The sequence below is a fragment of the Herbiconiux sp. UC225_62 genome, assembly GCF_042694625.1.
Classification (GTDB): Bacteria; Actinomycetota; Actinomycetes; order Actinomycetales; family Microbacteriaceae; genus Herbiconiux.
The window spans coordinates 3482866-3498170 of the sequence record NZ_CP170551.1 but is presented as its reverse complement, the minus strand read 5'-3'; the positions used below and the strand labels follow the sequence as shown (position 1 = coordinate 3498170).

The following is a 15305-nucleotide window of genomic DNA, read 5'->3' as shown; positions in this document are numbered from 1 at the left end:
GGTGGTCGTCAATCCGATCACGTGACGTGAAAGGCACACCAGATGGACATCCGAATCGGTATCGCTAACTCGCCCCGTGAGCTCAACTTCGAGTCGAGCCAGACTCCGGCTGAGATCGAGCAGACCATCGCGGCCGCTCTCGCCGGCGGAGGCACGCACGTCTCGCTCAGCGACAACAAGGGCAAGGTCTACCTCGTTCCCGTCGCTTCCCTCTCCTACGTCGAGATCGGCAGCGAAGAGTCGCGCCGCGTCGGCTTCGTCGGCTAACGTCCCGAGTATGGAACTGCTGTTCATCACCCTCGGCGGAGTGATCCTCGGCCTCGGCGCCCGTTACTTCCTGCCGAACCGCGACCGCCACGGCGTCGTGCTGATCCCCGCGATCGGCGCCGCCGTGTCGGCGGTCGTCTGGGTGGGCCTCACCTGGCTCGGCTGGGCATGGGACGGCGGGTGGATCTGGGTGGTGACGCTGGTCGTCACCGCGGCCGTCGTGGTCATCGCCGACCTGATCATCGGGCGCACGCGCAAGCAGCACGACCAGCGGCGGCTCGAGGCCCTGCTGTCGCGCAACATCCCCGTCCCGGGCTGACCCGGCGCGCCTCAGCGGACCGGGCCGTCAGGCCGTCAGGCCGTCAGGCCGTCAGGCCGTCAGGCCGAGCTTGTCCATCCGCCGCGTGTGGGCGGCGATCATCTCGGTGAACACGGGCTCGATCCGCTGCTCGTCCGACTCCGGGTTGCCGGTGAGGTGGATGGCGGAACGCGCCACGAGCAGCGTGTCGCCCACCACGCGGCGACCCCACATGGCCAATCGCGAACCGAGCACCGGATCGGCCGTGATCGCCTCCGACAGCACGTCCACGATCGCGCGCCGCCCGGTCTCGGCGTCGAGGATCGCGATGCAGCGCGGGCCGATGTCGCCCGGAAGGCCCGCCGCCAGCAGCGAGAAGAAGTCGTCGAGGATGCCCGCGGTCAGGTAGACGCTCGCGAGCTGTTCGTACCAGTCCGATCCCTTCACCAGGGCGCGGTACCGATCGATGCCCGGCGTGAACGGCGCCATCACGTCGGCCGGCGTGTCGACCCGACGGCGGATCTCGGCCACCAGCCGCTCGTGCTTGTCGAGCGCCTGGCTCGCAGCGGGGGCGAGCACCTGCTTGGCCGCCACCGTGGGAGCCGCGGCGATCGCATCCGAGACCTCTTCGAACACGGCCAGTTGCACGTAGGCGGCCTGGCCCAGATAGGGCAGCACCTCGGGCGTCAGCTCCGGCAGATTCACCTTGGGATAGGTCGACGTGTCGACCCTCGGCTTCAACCGCGGGATGTCGATGCGCACCTTCGGGCGGCGGAGGAATCCGAACACGACGCCAATCCTATCGGGGCTCACCGGCCCGCTTTTCGCGCGCCGCGAGCCGTTTCGCCGCCCTCAGGTCCCCGGTCGACTAAACTCATGCCGGGCCCTGACGAAACTCGGGGCAATCGCCGCCGCCCGACGCCATCGTCGGTTGTCGCCGCGCACGTCTCGCGCAGCACCGTTCTCACCACCGGCGGCCTCGCATCCACGACAGGTATCCATAGTGACTTTCACCGAACTCAACATCGATCAGGACATGGTCGATGCTCTCGCCTCCAAAGGCATCCTCGAGCCGTTCCCCATCCAGGAGCAGACCATCCCCCTCGCCCTCGACGGGCAGGACATCATCGGCCAGGCCAAGACCGGCACCGGCAAGACCTTCGGCTTCGGTCTGCCCCTCATCCAGCGTCTCGGCCTCGACCCGGCGCCGGGCGTCAAGGCGCTCGTAGTCGTCCCCACCCGTGAGCTCTGCGTGCAGGTCGCCGAAGACCTCGACTTCGCGGCGAAGAACCGCAACACCAAGATCGTGTCGATCTACGGCGGCAAGGCCTACGAGGGCCAGATCGAGCAGATCAAGGCCGGCGCCCAGATCGTCGTCGGAACCCCGGGTCGCCTCCTCGACCTCGCCGGCCAGCGCCTGCTGAACCTCGGCGCGGTCAGCGAGATGGTGCTCGACGAGGCCGACAAGATGCTCGACCTCGGATTCCTCGCCGACATCGAGAAGCTCTTCGCGCAGACGCCCCCCACCCGCCACACCATGCTCTTCTCGGCCACGATGCCCGGCCCGATCGTGGCGCTCGCCCGCCGTTTCATGAACCGGCCCATCCACATCCGCGCGACCGACCCCGACGAGGGGCTGACGCAGGCCAACATCAAGCACCTCGTCTACCGCGCGCACAACATGGACAAGGACGAGGTGATCGCCCGCATCCTGCAGGCCGAGGGCCGCGGCAAGACCGTCGTGTTCACGCGCACCAAGCGCGCCGCCGCGAAACTCGTCGAGGAGCTCAACGACCGCGGCTTCAACGCCGCTGCCGTGCACGGCGACCTCAACCAGGAGCAGCGCGAGCGCGCCATGGCCGGGTTCAAGGCCGGCAAGAAGGACATCCTGATCGCCACGGATGTCGCGGCCCGCGGCATCGACGTCGACGACATCACCCACGTGATCAACCACACCATCCCCGACGACGACAAGACGTACCTGCACCGCGCCGGACGCACGGGCCGCGCCGGCAAGACCGGCATCGCGGTGACCTTCGTCGACTGGGACGACCTGCACAAGTGGGCGCTGATCAACCGCGCGCTCGAGTTCGGGCAGCCGGAGCCGGTGGAGACGTACTCCTCGTCTCCGCACCTGTTCACCGACCTCGACATCCCCGAGGGCACCCGCGGGCGCCTCAAGCCGACCTCGCGCACCGCGGAGTCGGGGTCGGGCTCGGGCTCGGGCTCGGGTGACCGTGACCGGGGCGGGCGAGGCGGTTCCCGTGGCGGCTCGTCCGGCGGCAGCGCCGCCGACAGCCGTCCTCCGCGCAACCGCAGCCGCAGCCGCTCGGGCGGTGCGGCGGGCTCCGACAGCGCCCCGCGCAGCTTCAACGAGACCTTCCCGACGGCGACCGGCGACCCGGGCTCGGCCGCGGCCACGGAATCCACGTCGACCGGCGCCGGCTCCGAGCACCACGACGGCAACAGCGCCCCGCGCCGCCGCTCCCGCACCCGCCGCCGCGCCCCCCGCGCTGCGGAGTAGCATCGCGAATCGCCTTCGCAGCGAGTAAGTGTGCAAATAAGGAGGACCGAGGCCATATAGGGCCCCGGTCCTCCTTATTTGCACACTTTCCGGCAGAACCGCTCAGGCGTAGATCGGTGTGGTGCCCGTCGCGCGGGCGATGAGGGCATCGACGACTTCGGGGGCCGTGGTGTTCTCGCCGAGACGGTTGGGCTTGCCCTCGCCGTGGTAGTCACTCGAGCCCGTGAGCGCGAGGCCGTACTTGGTAGCCAGCGCACGCAAGCGCACCCTCCCCTCGGGGGTGTTCTCCCGGTGGTCGATCTCCAGGCCGAAGAGGCCCGCGTCGGCGTAGCTGCGCATCCGCCCCTCCAGGGCGACGTCGGTGCGGCTGCGGGTCGCCGGATGCGCCATGACCGGCACCCCGCCGGCCGCGACCACGAGTTCGATCGCGGCCAAGGGATCGGGGGCGTAGTGCGGCTGGTAGTAGCCGGCGCGCCAGTGCAGGATGCCTTCGAAGGCCTCACTGCGGGTGCTCACCAGCCCACGCGCCACGAGGGCGTCGGCGATGTGCGGGCGCCCGACCGTGGAGCCGGGCTCGGTCTGGGCGACCACGTCGTCCCACTCGAGGTCGTAGTCGCGGCCGATCCGCGCCACCATCTCCTCGGCCCGGTGCAGACGCGCCTCGCGGATGCGCGCCGTCTCGGCCACGAGTTTCGCGTTGTTCGGGTCGAAGAGATACGCGAGCATGTGCACGCTCGACCACTCGACGCGGGTGCTGAGCTCCATGCCCGGGATGAGCGTGATGCCGTTGCCGACGGCCGCGGTGGACGCCTCGGCCCAGCCGGCGGTGGAATCGTGGTCGGTCAGGGCGACGGTGCCGAGTCCGGCTTCGGCGGCCGCGCGCACGAGTTGCGCGGGCGACTCCGTGCCGTCGGAGACCCTGCTGTGCGTGTGCAGATCGATCGGCCCCCGGAACAGCCGATCGGAAGACATTCCACAATCGTAGCCAGTCGCCGAGTCGTCCACAGACACGCGCCGACCGGCGATACTCCCGGGATCGAGTGGAACAATGGAGGCATGGCAGAGACGACCGACCACAGCACCACCGCCGAGCACACCACCGCCGGCCACCAGGCCACCGAGGCGCCGAAGCCCCGCGCCACGAGCAACCGGTCGACCACGCCGGCGTCCGAGGCGTTCCGCGATTACATCGGCAGCAACTGGGCCGAGCGCGCCGACGTGCTGCCGCCCGCCCGAGCGCAGGCGTCCTTCGCTGCCGACCGCCGGCGCAAGCTCTCCGAGGCCTTCCCCGCCCAACGGCTGATCGTGCCGTCCGGAGCCGCGAAGCAGCGGTCGAACGACACCGACTACCCCTACCGGGCGCACTCCGCCTTCTCCTACCTCACCGGCTGGGGCTCCGATTCCGAACCGGGCTCGTTCCTCGTCGGCGAGCCGACGGCCGATGGGCACGCGTTCACGCTCTACTTCCGCGAGCGGGCCGGCCGCGACTCCGACGAGTTCTACGCCAACCCCGAGATCGGGGAGTTCTGGATCGGTCCGCGCCCCTCGCTCGCCCAAGTGGCGAGGGACCTGGGGCTGGCCACGCGCGGCATCGCGGAGTTCGAGACCGTCGAATTCGACGGGTCGACGCTGGTCGTCCGCGAGGCCGCCGGAGACCTTCCGGCGGGCGCGGGCGAGGAGGGTGACGCCGGGTTCCACCAGTTCCTCTCCGAGATGCGGCTCGTCAAAGACGCGTACGAGATCGAGCAGATGCGCCTCGCCGTGGAGGCCACGGCCCGGGGCTTCGACGACGTGATCGCCGACTTCCCACGCAGCTCGCAGCACGAGCGCGGCGAGCGCCTGGTCGAGGGCGTGTTCAACACCCGCGCGCGCCACGACGGCAACACCGTCGGCTACGACACGATCGCGGCTTCCGGTCCCCACGCGTGCATCCTGCACTGGACGCGGAACGACGGCCCGGTGGCACCCGGCGACCTCATCCTGATGGATGCGGGAATCGAGCTCGACAGCTACTACACGGCCGACATCACGCGCACCATCCCGGTCTCGGGGCGGTACACCGAGGTGCAGCGCAAGATCTACGAAGCCGTGCGCGAGGCGGCGGATGCCGCTTTCGCCATCGTGCGGCCGGGCATCAGGTTCCGCGAGATCCACCAGACGGCGATGGCCGTGATCGCGGAACGCACCGCGGAGTGGGGCCTCCTGCCGGTCACTGCCGAGCAGGCGCTCGAAGCCGACAACCAGCAGCACCGCCGCTACATGGTGCACGGCACCAGCCACCACCTCGGCATCGACGTGCACGACTGCGCGAAGGCTCGGCGCGAGATGTATCTCGACGGGATTCTCGAGCCGGGAATGGTGTTCACGATCGAGCCCGGCCTCTACTTCCAGCCCGACGACCTGACCGTCCCGGAGGAGATGCGCGGCATCGGTGTGCGCATCGAAGACGACATCCTCGTCACCGCCGACGGCGCCGAGAACCTCTCGATCGCCATCCCCCGCACGGCCGACGACGTGGAGGCCTGGTTCGCGCGCCTGAACCCGGCCAGCTGAAGCGAGGCCTACGGGGCGGCGGGCGCGTCGAGCAGGTTGCGGGCGCGGTTCGCGAACTCCGGGCCGACGAGCACCGAATACGACGTCGCCATCACCTGCATCACCGAGGTGAAGTCGCGGCGACGACGGCCGACACTGTAGACGGCGATGTTGAAGAACAGGCCGAAGCCCGCACCGATCAGGGCGGCGGCGCCGATGAACAGCGGGGTCGTGCCCGTCGGAGACAGCAGCACGAGCAACAAGCCGAAGAACAATCCGACCCAGAGCCCCGACAGGGCACCCGCGAGAGCCGAGCGGCCGTAACTCAACTTGCCGGTCACCCGCTCGACGCTCTTCAGATCGCTGCCGACGATCGAGACCTCCCGGAGCGGGAATTCGGCGTGCGCGAGGCGGTCGACCGCCGCCTGCGCCTCCTGGTAGCTGTCGAAGGTCGCCACGATCTCGCCGCGCGGCAGCACGGGCTCGCGCGGCATCCCACGGCGGCTGAAGGGCGGTCGATCGGTCACGCATCCATTCTTCCACGGGCATATCCACGCCGGGTGCGAAGGGCGACGGCGGCCGGATGCGCGACCATGCGTCCGGCGCGCGCCCGCACGCCCCGGGAGCACACGGTTCGAAGGTCTAAGTTAGACATGTGAGTGCCACCAGAGTCTTCGTCGCCCGTTTGGCGGGGTGCACCGTTTTCGACCCCGCGGGCGACCGGCTCGGCAAGGTGCGCGACGTTCTCGTGGTCTACCGCAAGAGCGACCCGCCGCGCGTGGTGGGCCTCATCGTGGAGATCCCGGGCCGCCGGCGGGTGTTCGTCTCGATCGGGCGCGTCACCAGCATCTCGAGCGGCCAGATCATCACCACCGGCCTCATCAACGTGCGCCGCTTCGAGCAGCGCGGCGGTGAAGTGCGGGTGATCGCCGAACTGCTCGGCCGCACCGTCGTGTTCGCCGACGGCAGCGGACAGGCCACGATCGAAGACGTCGCGATCGAGGAGTTCGGTCCGGGCGAGTGGGCGGTGGCCCAGCTCTTCGTGCGACGGCCGAAGACCAGCTCCTCCCCCTTCGCCAAGGGCGCGACCGTGTTCGCCAATTGGAACGACGTGCGGGAGAAGACCGCGGTCGGCCAGGCGCAGTCGGCCGAGCAGCTCATCGCCACCTACAGCGACCTGAAGCCCGCCGACCTCGCGAACACCCTGCTCGATCTTCCTCAGGCGCGCATGCTCGAGGTGGCCGAGGAGTTGCCCGACGACCGTCTCGCCGACGTGCTCGAGGAGATGCCGGAGAGCGAGCAGGTGGAGATCCTCTCCCAACTCGACGACGACCGGGCCGCCGACGTGCTCGACCAGATGCAGCCGGATGACGCGGCCGACCTCATCGCACAGCTCTCCGAGGAGCGCGGCGAGCACCTTCTCGAGCTCATGCAGCCAGAAGAGGCCGACGACGTGCGCATGCTGCTCGCCTACGCCCCCGACACCGCCGGCGGTCTCATGACCACCGAGCCCATCATCGTCTCCGCCGACGCCACCGTGGCCGAAGGGCTCGCGCTCATCCGGCGGCACGAGCTGGCTCCCGCCCTCGGCGCCGCCATCTGCGTCACCCTGCCGCCCTACGAGCCGCCGACCGGCCGCTTCCTCGGCATGGTGCACTTCCAGCGGATGCTCCGGTACCCGCCGCACGAGCGCCTCGGCACGATCCTCGACCAGGGCCTCGAACCCGTCACCGCCGACACCAGCGCGGCCGTGGTGTCGCGCATCCTCGCGAGCTACAACCTCGTCTCCGTTCCGGTTGTCGACGACAACCACCGACTGGTCGGGGTGGTGACCATTGACGATGTCCTCGACTACCTCTTGCCTGACGACTGGCGAAGTAACGACAGCGATGACGACGCACCCGAACAGGTGCCGAATCGCACGCCGACGCGAGCGCAGAGCGGAGCGCCGCGACTGATGAACCGCGGAAGGAGGACCACCAATGGCACGTCGTAACACCAAGCAGGACAACAGCCTGGATGCCCCGAAGGGGCGCCGCAGCAGTGTGCTCCCCCGCCGCCCGGTCGCCGCTCCCAGTCGCGACCGCTTCGGCCGCCTCACCGAGGCCATCGCACGCGCGATGGGCACGCCGTGGTTCCTCTTCGGCCTGAGTCTTTTCGTCGTCGTCTGGATGCTGTTCAACACGCTCGGCCCGGAGGCGTGGCGTTTCGACTCCGCAGCCATCGGGTTCACGGCGCTGACCCTCATCCTGTCGCTCCAGGCCTCCTATGCCGCGCCGCTCATCCTGCTCGCCCAGAACCGGCAGGACGACCGCGACCGCGTGCAGTTCGAGCAGGACCGTCAGCGCTCGGAGCGCAACCTCGCCGACACCGAATACCTCGCCCGCGAGGTGGTGGCCCTCCGCCTCGCGCTGCAGGACATGGCGAGCAAGGAGTTCATCCGGGCCGAACTGCGGTCGCTGCTCGAAGAACTCGATCGCGACCGGCCGGCCACCGGAACCCCCGGCGCCTCGGGCAAGTCGGGCGAGTGACCGTGGCCGTAGCAGCCGACGCTCTCGCCGAGGCCGTGCGCGGGGCTCTCGGGCGAGTGATCGATCCCGAGATCCGCAAGCCCATCACCGAGCTCGACATGGTGGGCGCGATCGAGGTGAGCGACGCCGGTCACGCCAGCATCGGCTTGAAGCTGACGATCGTCGGATGCCCCGCTGCCGACACGATCGAACGCGACGTGCGGAATGCTGCCGCGACGGTGCCCGGCGTGGAAGCCGTGCTGGTGGACGTCTCGGTCATGTCGAAGGAGGAGCGCGCAGCCCTCACCCTGAAGCTCCGCGGTCCCGGGCAGCGCGTCATGCCGTTCGGGCCCGGCTCGCTCACCCGGGTCTATGCCGTCACGAGCGGGAAAGGCGGGGTCGGCAAGTCGACTCTCACCGCGAATCTCGCCGTGGCACTGGCCGACCGCGGCCTCTCGGTGGGTCTCATCGACGCCGACGTCTACGGCTTCTCGATCCCGGGCATCCTCGGTCTCGTCGACGACGCCGGCGTGGCCGCACGCCCGACGCGGGTCGACGACATGATCCTGCCCCCCGTGGCCTTCGGGGTGAAGGTGATCTCGATCGGCATGTTCATCGATCCCGATCAGGCCTCCTCCACCGGCGGCGCGGTCGCGTGGCGCGGCCCGATGCTGCACCGCACCATCAACCAGTTCCTCACCGACGTCTACTTCGGCGACCTCGACGTGCTGCTGCTCGACCTCCCGCCGGGCACGGGCGACATCGCGATCTCGATCGGTCAGCTGCTGCCGAACGCGGAGGTGATCGTGCTCACCACCCCGCAGGCCGCCGCGGCCGATGTCGCCGAGCGCTCCGGCCTCGTGGCCATGCAGACCGGCCAGCACGTCTACGGCGTCATCGAGAACATGGCGGGATTCGCCGCCCCCGACGGCACCGTACTCGACATCTTCGGCGCGGGCGGAGGAACGGATGTCGCCTCTCGCCTGAGCGCGCGCCAGGGCTCGGAGGTGCCGCTGCTCGCCTCGGTGCCGATCAGCCTGGGACTGCGCACCGGCGGCGACGTCGGAGCGCCGGTCGTCCTCGCCGATCCGGCAGATCCCGCGAGCGTCGCCATCCGTGCCGTCGCCGACCGGATGGCGCGGCGCGGCCGCGACCTCGCCGGCCGCAAGCTGGGACTCTCTCCGGTATGACCGCGAGGCGGCACGGCGCAGGCATCGCAGTGGCTGTCGGCCTGGCGGTCGCCTTCGTGATCACCGGATGCACCGGGTCGGGTGGAGGTGACGCCACCCCTTCCGCACGTCCCACGGCCTCGACGCCCGCCCCGCCGACCGTCGTCGACGGCCTGGGGCTCGCCATCCTGCAGAACCGGCCCGACTACGCCAAGCGCATTCTGCAGCTCTCCGTCACCAATGAGGGAGCCGAACCGGTGACGGTGGTGGGTGCCCGGTTCGAGTCGGCGCAGTTCGTCGAACCCGCATCGTGGTCCAAGTCCGCCTCGACCGACGTACCGGCCGGATTGACGCGGTCTCTGCCCGTGCAGCTCCCGGCCGCCGTGTGCCCGTCGCCGAAAGGGACGGAGCCGACGCTCACGATCACGCTCGCCGACGCATCCGGTGCCACGCACGACGTCACCGGACAGCCCAGCGATCCCTTCGGCGTGCTCGCCCGGATCGCCGCGGAGGACTGCCTCGACGACGCGGTGGCCGGCGTCGCCGCCTTGAGTCTCGACGACTCCCTGGCGGTGACCGGGACGGGTGAGGACTCGGTGGCGCATCTCACGCTCCGTGCCGATCCGACGGGCGGAACCGGTGAACTGCACCTCGACGAGGTTCGGTTCACGATCCTGCTCCAGCCTGCAGAAGGCACGACCTGGCCGCTCGACGCGACGCTCGCGGGCGGGGATGCGCCGCAGGAGTTCACCCTCGACGTGGTGCCGGCGCGCTGCGACCCGCACGCGATCGCCGAGGACAAGCGCGGCACCTTCCTCCCGGTGGTGCTCGACGTGGCCGGCGGTCCGTCCGGCACCGTCTCGGTGCCCTCGAGCGATTCGTTGCGGCTGGCGATCTACGACTTCATCGCGGTGCGCTGCGGTTTCGCCGCCGCGCCCACGCCCGAGGGCTGAACCCCGCGCCGCTCGAACCGGGAACCGCTCAGGTGGCTTCGGTGTCGTAGACGGTGGCGGCCTCCGCGCGCGACCCGGCGGCATCCACGGCGACGGCCGTCTCGGTGCCCTCCGATGCCTCTGTAGCGTCAGTGACACCCGACCCGGTGTCACCGGCGGCTCCACCCGCAGCTCCCCCAGCACCCGCACCGACGATCGGCACCGGTCCGCCCGCGGACTTCGCCTTGTGCTGCAGATAGGCAGGCTCCGGACGCGTCGCTCCCGGTGCCCGGGTCACCGGACGCACAGCCGGCGTGGCGGGCTCGTCGTCGAGCAGGGCCTCGCGGATGATGCGGCGCGGGTCGTACTGCCGCGGATCAAGCTTCTTCCAGTCGACCTCGTCGAAGTCGGGCCCCATCTCGTCCTTCATCCGCTCCTTGGCTCCATTGGCCATGTCGCGCACGGTGCGGACGAGCTGCGCGAGCTTGGCCGCGTAGCCCGGAAGGCGTTCGGGGCCCAGCACGAAGACCGCGATCACACCGATCAGCAGCAGCTTCTCAAAGGTCAACCCGAACACTCTGAAATCATACAACCGTCGCCGAGGGTCACCTGTGGGGCGTGGCTCCCGGAGAGCGGGCGACGGTTGCCTAAGCTGGCATCGGAGGCCCACCGTGTCAAGCAAAGAATCCAGTTGGAAGTACGCCGACGACATCGTCGTCGAGAGCCCGCAGATCATCGCGGCGCGGTCGCACGCGTCCGAGGTGGGAGTCGAATCCGTCTCCCCCGCCATCGGCAGTCAGCTCGCCGTGATCGCCGCGGCAACCGCCGCCAAGTCGATCGTCGAGATCGGCACCGGGCTCGGCGTCTCCGCCCTCTGGATGCTCAAGGGGGCTCCGGAAGCCACCATCACTTCCATCGACACTGAGCTCGAACACCAGCAGGTCGCCCGGGCGGCGCTGCTGGAGGCCAAGGTGCCGGCCAACCGCATCCGCCTCATCACCGGCCGCGCCGGCGACGTGCTGCCTCGTCTGAACGAGAACTCCTACGACCTGGTGCTGGTCGACGCCGATGCCGCATCGGTGATCGAGTACGTCGAGCACGCCCTGAGGCTCGTGCGCCGCGGCGGAACCGTATTGGTGCCGCACGCGCTCTGGAAAGACAAGGTGGCCGATCCGGTGCAGCGCGGCGACACGGTGGGAGACTTCCGCACCCTCGTCACCGAGCTCTCGGCCTCCGAGGCCGTGCTCGTGGCGCTCTCCCCCGCCGGCGACGGACTGCTGCAGGTCACCAAGATCGTCAGCTGACGGCATCCGGCTCGCCCGGGTTAAGCCGACGACCCCGGCGCCGGGCGCCGAGGTCGTCGTGAGCAACTCGCCTAAGCGGGGTTGACCACCCCGGCGAGTGCGTCGTGAAGCTCTTTCGCCTCCGCGTCGTTGACGGAGACGACGAGGCGCCCCCCGCCCTCCAGCGGCACTCGCACGATGATGAGGCGTCCTTCTTTCACTGCCTCCATCGGTCCGTCTCCGGTCCTGGGTTTCATGGCGGCCATTCGGCTCCCCTTTCGTGGTGTCGGTATCCATTATCGTCGATGCGCCACGAGTGATGAAACTCATCGGGTGTCGAACTCATGTTTTGACCCGATGTTCGGCACGGGTTCACGATCGGATCACGGCGGCGTCCAGTCCCGCCCGTCCACGCCCCAGGCGATCGTCATCCATCCCACCTGCCCCGCGATGCACACCAGCACGAGGCCGATCCGGTAGATCTTCGAGCGCGGCAGCGCCAGCGCGCCGAGCGCCGGGAACAGCGGCATCAGCAACCGGAAGGTGCTCGACTGCGGGAAGAATACGGCGAGGAGGTAGATCGCGTAGCTCGCGAGCCAGAGCCGCAGGTCGACGCCGAGCCGCTTCACCGGTCGCAGGAACAGGAACACCCCGAATCCGACGATGAGCAGGGCGACCACCAGGATGCCCCACGGTTCCCCCAGCCACCAGTTGCCGCCCTGGAACCACGCGGTGAACGGCACCAGCTCGCCGTAGCCGATGTACGACGAGCGCCAGGCGAGCTCGGTGTCGGTGTACGCGCTCATCGAGCCGGTGCCGATCCAGGCGACCAACGGCCAGACCAGACCCATGAATCCGCTGAAGGCGGCCAGCGCCACGGTCACGACCCGCTCCCGCACCGGGAAGGGGTCGGTGCGCCGCACCAGGAAGCGATGCACCAGGTGAAGCCCCACGAACAGCGCGAACGCCAGCCCGGAGGGCCTCGTGAGCGCCATCAGGGCGACGATCGGGAACACCCAGCCGTAGCGCCGCCGCACCACGAGGTAGAGCGCGGAGACGAGCAGCAGCAGCGACATCGACTCGGCGTAGGCGAACTGGAACAGCGGCGAGAGCGGGGCGACGCAGAACAGCACCACGCTGAACAGCGCGGCGTTCGAGTCGTTCAGCACGTGCCGCATCAGGCGGTAGAACACGAGCGCCGCGCCGAGGGCGCAGGCCACCGCCACCACGACGGCGATCAACTCCCACCGCGCCCCGGTGATGAAGCGCAGGCCACCGACCAGGAAAGGATAGCCGGGCATGAACGCCCAGGCGCTCTCCCCCACGTGCCCGTCGGCGGTCAGCGGCAGCTGGGCGGGATAGCCGTAGAACGAGATGATCTTGTACCAGTTGCCGTCCCAGATCGCGGCGTAGCTGAGGTACGGCGGATTCGGGCCGGTCCACGGATTCGCACCTTGTGCGCGGGCGAACAGCAGCACGATGATCGTGGTCACCACGCGGGAGAGGGCGAAGACGACGATCACCCGCAGCCACCACGGCGTCATCCGATAGCGCAGCAGCAGCCGCGACGGGCGCGACGAACGCGCCGGGCGCGACGGCTGCGCGTCGGACGCGCGGGCGAGCTGCTGCGACACAGGCGGGCTCAGTCGGCGGCGGATTCGACGGGGTCGCGGTCGGCCGAGCCATCGGCAGGCGCGTCCGCGGTCAGCCAGGCGCGGAGCCCGGCCTCGCAGTCGACGATCTGCTGGAGGCTCACCCGCTCGTCGTCGGCGTGCGCCTTCAGCGGGTCGCCGGGGCCGTAGTTGACGGCCGGGACGCCCATGGCCGAGAAGCGGGCCACGTCGGTCCATCCGTATTTCGGCTTCGCCACCCCGCCGACGGCGGCGAGGAACCGTTGCGCGAGCGGCGCGTCGAGCCCGGGGCGCGCGCCCTCGGCGAGGTCGACGATCCGGATGTCGAACCCGGGGAACAGTTCGTGGATGTGCGCGATCGCCTCGTCACCGGAACGGCTGGGCGCGAAGCGGTAGTTCACGTGCACCATCACCTCGTCGGGGATCACGTTGCCGGCCACGCCGCCCGTGATGCCCACCGCATTCAGGCCTTCCCGGTAGACCAGGCCGTCGACCTCGACCTCGCGGGCCTGGTAGGCGGCGAGGGTGTCGAGGATGGTCGACGCCTTGTGGATGGCGTTGTCGCCCACCCAGCTGCGGGCCGAGTGCGCGCGCAGTCCGTACGCGCGGATCTCCGCTCGCAGGTTGCCGTTGCAGCCGCCCTCGATCTGGCTGTTGCTCGGTTCTCCCAGGATGGCGAAGTCGGCGGCGAAGAGATCGGGCCGGTTCGCGGCGAGCCGGGTGAGACCGTTCAATTCGTTCGACACCTCTTCGTGGTCGTACCACATCCAGGTGATGTCGACCGTGGGCGCCACCAGTTCGGCCGCGAGCTTCAGCTGCACGGCGGTGCCGGCCTTCATGTCGGCGGTTCCGCGGCCCCAGAGGTAGTCGACGCCGTCGATCGTCTCGTAGCGCGTAGGCAGGTTGGCGTTCAGCGGAACGGTGTCGATGTGTCCCGCGATGGCCACCCGCTGCGCGCGCCCCAGGTTCGTGCGCGCCACGATGGTGTCGCCGTCGCGGAAGATCTCGAGGTGGGAAGCATCCGCCAGCGCGGCCACGATGGCGTCGGCCAGCAGCGTCTCGTCACCCGACACCGACTCGACGTCGCAGATCTGCTGCGTCAGCACCACCGACGATTCGGTGAGATCGAGAACCGGATGCGCGGGATCGAAAGCAGGCATTCCACAAGTTTAGGGTTCCAGGCCCAATACGCTTGAGTCATGCCTGATGAAGTACTGACCGCGCCCACCCACGCCTGGGGTCATGGGCTCATCACCCTGGCCGGCGACGGCTCCGCGCTCGACACCTGGTTCCCGGCGCCCGAGCTCGGCCCGGCACCCGCGGGATCGCAGCACCCCGACGAGCTCGTGGCCTTCGCGAACCCGGATGCGCGCCGCAACGTGACCCTCGAGGTCGCGACGGTGGAGATCGAGCTGGCGGCGCCGCCGCAGTCCACCCCGGACGCCTACCTGCGCCTGCACCTGCTCTCGTACCTCCTCGTCGCCCCGAACTCGGTCAACCTCGACGGGATCTTCGCCCACCTGCCGATCGTGGTGTGGACGAACGCCGGCCCGGTGCATCCCGACGACTTCGACCGCCTGCGTCCGTCGCTGCAGCGCGCGGGCATCCAGGCCTACGGCATCGACAAGTTCCCGCGGATGCTCGACTACGTCACACCGGCGAAGGTGCGCATCGCGGATGCCTCGCGGGTGCGCCTGGGCGCCCACCTCGCCCCGGGCACCACGGTCATGCACGAGGGCTTCGTGAACTTCAACGCCGGCACCCTCGGCGCCTCGATGGTGGAGGGGCGCATCTCGCAGGGCGTCGTCGTGGACGACGGTTCGGACATCGGCGGCGGCGCCTCGATCATGGGCACCCTCTCCGGCGGAGGCACGCAGCGTGTCTCGATCGGGCGGCGCGCACTGCTCGGTGCCAACGCGGGCATCGGCATCTCCATCGGCGACGACTCCGTGGTGGAGGCGGGCCTCTACGTCACGGCGGGCACCAAGGTCGTGCTGATCGACGGATCGGGTTCCGACGAGGAGAACCGCATCGTGAAGGCGGTCGCCCTGTCCGGCGTGCCGAACCTGCTCTTCCGGCGCAACTCCCTCTCGGGCGCCGTCGAGGCCGTCTCCCGCTCCGGAGCGGGCGTCACCCTCAACCCCACCCTCCACGCCTGA

16 protein-coding genes and 1 pseudogene are annotated in these 15305 nt (G+C 69.7%); 10 read left to right on the top strand and 7 right to left on the bottom strand.

The annotated features are described in order from the left end of the window. Positions 1 to 42 precede the first annotated feature (42 nt). Together ACFJGU_RS17110 and ACFJGU_RS17105 are read left to right on the top strand one after the other, a co-directional pair. The gene (locus tag ACFJGU_RS17110; protein ID WP_382304989.1) at positions 43 to 267 is read left to right on the top strand and encodes a DUF3107 domain-containing protein; all 225 of its coding nucleotides are present in this window, start codon (positions 43 to 45) and stop codon (positions 265 to 267) included. 10 nt (positions 268 to 277) lie between these two features. Beyond that, a complete protein-coding gene (locus tag ACFJGU_RS17105; protein WP_382304987.1) occupies positions 278 to 586 on the top strand; it encodes a hypothetical protein in 309 nt (102 codons plus the stop codon). Positions 587 to 637: 51 nt separating this feature from the next. Here the strand turns inward: ACFJGU_RS17105 and ACFJGU_RS17100 are convergent, their stop codons facing one another. Beyond that, complete coding sequence (locus ACFJGU_RS17100) at positions 638 to 1354, bottom strand: ferritin-like fold-containing protein (RefSeq protein ID WP_382304985.1); 717 nt, start codon at positions 1352 to 1354, stop codon at positions 638 to 640. A 214-nt stretch (positions 1355 to 1568) separates the two neighbouring features. Here ACFJGU_RS17100 and ACFJGU_RS17095 point away from each other — a divergent pair, with 214 nt between their 5' ends. Beyond that, positions 1569 to 3089: a DEAD/DEAH box helicase gene (locus ACFJGU_RS17095; protein WP_382304984.1), complete on the top strand. Its 1521-nt coding sequence runs from the start codon at positions 1569 to 1571 to the stop codon at positions 3087 to 3089. Between the two features lie 102 nt (positions 3090 to 3191). Here ACFJGU_RS17095 and ACFJGU_RS17090 read toward each other — a convergent pair whose 3' ends face one another. Next, positions 3192 to 4061, bottom strand: a complete 870-nt coding sequence (locus tag ACFJGU_RS17090) for a PHP domain-containing protein (RefSeq protein ID WP_382304982.1) — start codon at positions 4059 to 4061, stop codon at positions 3192 to 3194. An 84-nt stretch (positions 4062 to 4145) separates the two neighbouring features. On the opposite strand from ACFJGU_RS17090, the gene ACFJGU_RS17085 reads away from it, so the two are divergent. Continuing rightward, positions 4146 to 5642 carry an aminopeptidase P family protein gene (locus ACFJGU_RS17085; RefSeq protein WP_382304980.1) on the top strand — a complete coding sequence of 499 codons (1497 nt, stop codon included), beginning with the start codon at positions 4146 to 4148 and terminating at the stop codon, positions 5640 to 5642. 8 nt (positions 5643 to 5650) lie between these two features. Here ACFJGU_RS17085 and ACFJGU_RS17080 read toward each other — a convergent pair whose 3' ends face one another. Beyond that, positions 5651 to 6148 (bottom strand): general stress protein, encoded by a 498-nt coding sequence (locus tag ACFJGU_RS17080; RefSeq protein ID WP_382304978.1) that lies wholly within the window; start codon positions 6146 to 6148, stop codon positions 5651 to 5653. Between the two features lie 128 nt (positions 6149 to 6276). On the opposite strand from ACFJGU_RS17080, the gene ACFJGU_RS17075 reads away from it, so the two are divergent. From ACFJGU_RS17075 to ACFJGU_RS17060, 4 genes are read left to right on the top strand one after another with little or no spacing between them, the layout of a single operon-like run. Further along, complete coding sequence (locus ACFJGU_RS17075; protein WP_382304976.1) at positions 6277 to 7617, top strand: magnesium transporter MgtE N-terminal domain-containing protein; 1341 nt, start codon at positions 6277 to 6279, stop codon at positions 7615 to 7617. After that, complete coding sequence (locus ACFJGU_RS17070; RefSeq protein ID WP_382304974.1) at positions 7604 to 8152, top strand: DUF1003 domain-containing protein; 549 nt, start codon at positions 7604 to 7606, stop codon at positions 8150 to 8152. The genes ACFJGU_RS17075 and ACFJGU_RS17070 overlap by 14 nt, the downstream gene beginning before the upstream one ends. Next, positions 8149 to 9321 carry a P-loop NTPase gene (locus ACFJGU_RS17065; protein ID WP_382304972.1) on the top strand — a complete coding sequence of 391 codons (1173 nt, stop codon included), beginning with the start codon at positions 8149 to 8151 and terminating at the stop codon, positions 9319 to 9321. The genes ACFJGU_RS17070 and ACFJGU_RS17065 overlap by 4 nt, the downstream gene beginning before the upstream one ends. Before the next feature lie 29 nt (positions 9322 to 9350). Continuing rightward, entirely contained in the window at positions 9351 to 10253 is a 903-nt protein-coding gene (locus ACFJGU_RS17060) for a hypothetical protein (protein ID WP_382304971.1), read from the top strand. Positions 10254 to 10547: 294 nt separating this feature from the next. Here ACFJGU_RS17060 and ACFJGU_RS17055 read toward each other — a convergent pair. Then, positions 10548 to 10809 (bottom strand): annotated as a pseudogene (locus ACFJGU_RS17055) (Sec-independent protein translocase TatB); the annotation flags it as partial. A 94-nt stretch (positions 10810 to 10903) separates the two neighbouring features. Here ACFJGU_RS17055 and ACFJGU_RS17050 point away from each other — a divergent pair. Next, positions 10904 to 11536 carry an O-methyltransferase gene (locus ACFJGU_RS17050; protein WP_382304969.1) on the top strand — a complete coding sequence of 211 codons (633 nt, stop codon included), beginning with the start codon at positions 10904 to 10906 and terminating at the stop codon, positions 11534 to 11536. Between the two features lie 71 nt (positions 11537 to 11607). On the opposite strand, the gene ACFJGU_RS17045 is transcribed toward ACFJGU_RS17050, so the two are convergent. The 3 genes from ACFJGU_RS17045 to dapE form a co-directional block, all read right to left on the bottom strand. After that, entirely contained in the window at positions 11608 to 11781 is a 174-nt protein-coding gene (locus tag ACFJGU_RS17045; protein WP_022897336.1) for a DUF3117 domain-containing protein, read from the bottom strand. 117 nt (positions 11782 to 11898) lie between these two features. Continuing rightward, the gene (locus ACFJGU_RS17040; RefSeq protein WP_382304967.1) at positions 11899 to 13149 is read right to left on the bottom strand and encodes a mannosyltransferase family protein; all 1251 of its coding nucleotides are present in this window, start codon (positions 13147 to 13149) and stop codon (positions 11899 to 11901) included. Positions 13150 to 13157: 8 nt separating this feature from the next. Beyond that, complete coding sequence (gene dapE / locus ACFJGU_RS17035; RefSeq protein WP_382304965.1) at positions 13158 to 14306, bottom strand: succinyl-diaminopimelate desuccinylase; 1149 nt, start codon at positions 14304 to 14306, stop codon at positions 13158 to 13160. A gap of 39 nt (positions 14307 to 14345) precedes the next feature. On the opposite strand from dapE, the gene dapD reads away from it, so the two are divergent. After that, a complete protein-coding gene (gene dapD / locus ACFJGU_RS17030) occupies positions 14346 to 15305 on the top strand; it encodes a 2,3,4,5-tetrahydropyridine-2,6-dicarboxylate N-succinyltransferase (protein ID WP_382304963.1) in 960 nt (319 codons plus the stop codon).

What these genes read in the sequence shown, in the direction of transcription:
- ACFJGU_RS17070 (WP_382304974.1), top strand. Translation starts at nt 7,604, where the DNA reads ATGGCACGTCGTAACACCAAGCAGGACAACAGCCTGGATGCCCCGAAG.
- dapD (WP_382304963.1), top strand. Translation starts at nt 14,346, where the DNA reads ATGCCTGATGAAGTACTGACCGCGCCCACCCACGCCTGGGGTCATGGG.
- ACFJGU_RS17045 (WP_022897336.1), bottom strand. Translation starts at nt 11,781, where the DNA reads ATGGCCGCCATGAAACCCAGGACCGGAGACGGACCGATGGAGGCAGTG.
- ACFJGU_RS17105 (WP_382304987.1), top strand. Translation starts at nt 278, where the DNA reads ATGGAACTGCTGTTCATCACCCTCGGCGGAGTGATCCTCGGCCTCGGC.
- ACFJGU_RS17090 (WP_382304982.1), bottom strand. Translation starts at nt 4,061, where the DNA reads ATGTCTTCCGATCGGCTGTTCCGGGGGCCGATCGATCTGCACACGCAC.
- ACFJGU_RS17110 (WP_382304989.1), top strand. Translation starts at nt 43, where the DNA reads ATGGACATCCGAATCGGTATCGCTAACTCGCCCCGTGAGCTCAACTTC.
- dapE (WP_382304965.1), bottom strand. Translation starts at nt 14,306, where the DNA reads ATGCCTGCTTTCGATCCCGCGCATCCGGTTCTCGATCTCACCGAATCG.
- ACFJGU_RS17085 (WP_382304980.1), top strand. Translation starts at nt 4,146, where the DNA reads ATGGCAGAGACGACCGACCACAGCACCACCGCCGAGCACACCACCGCC.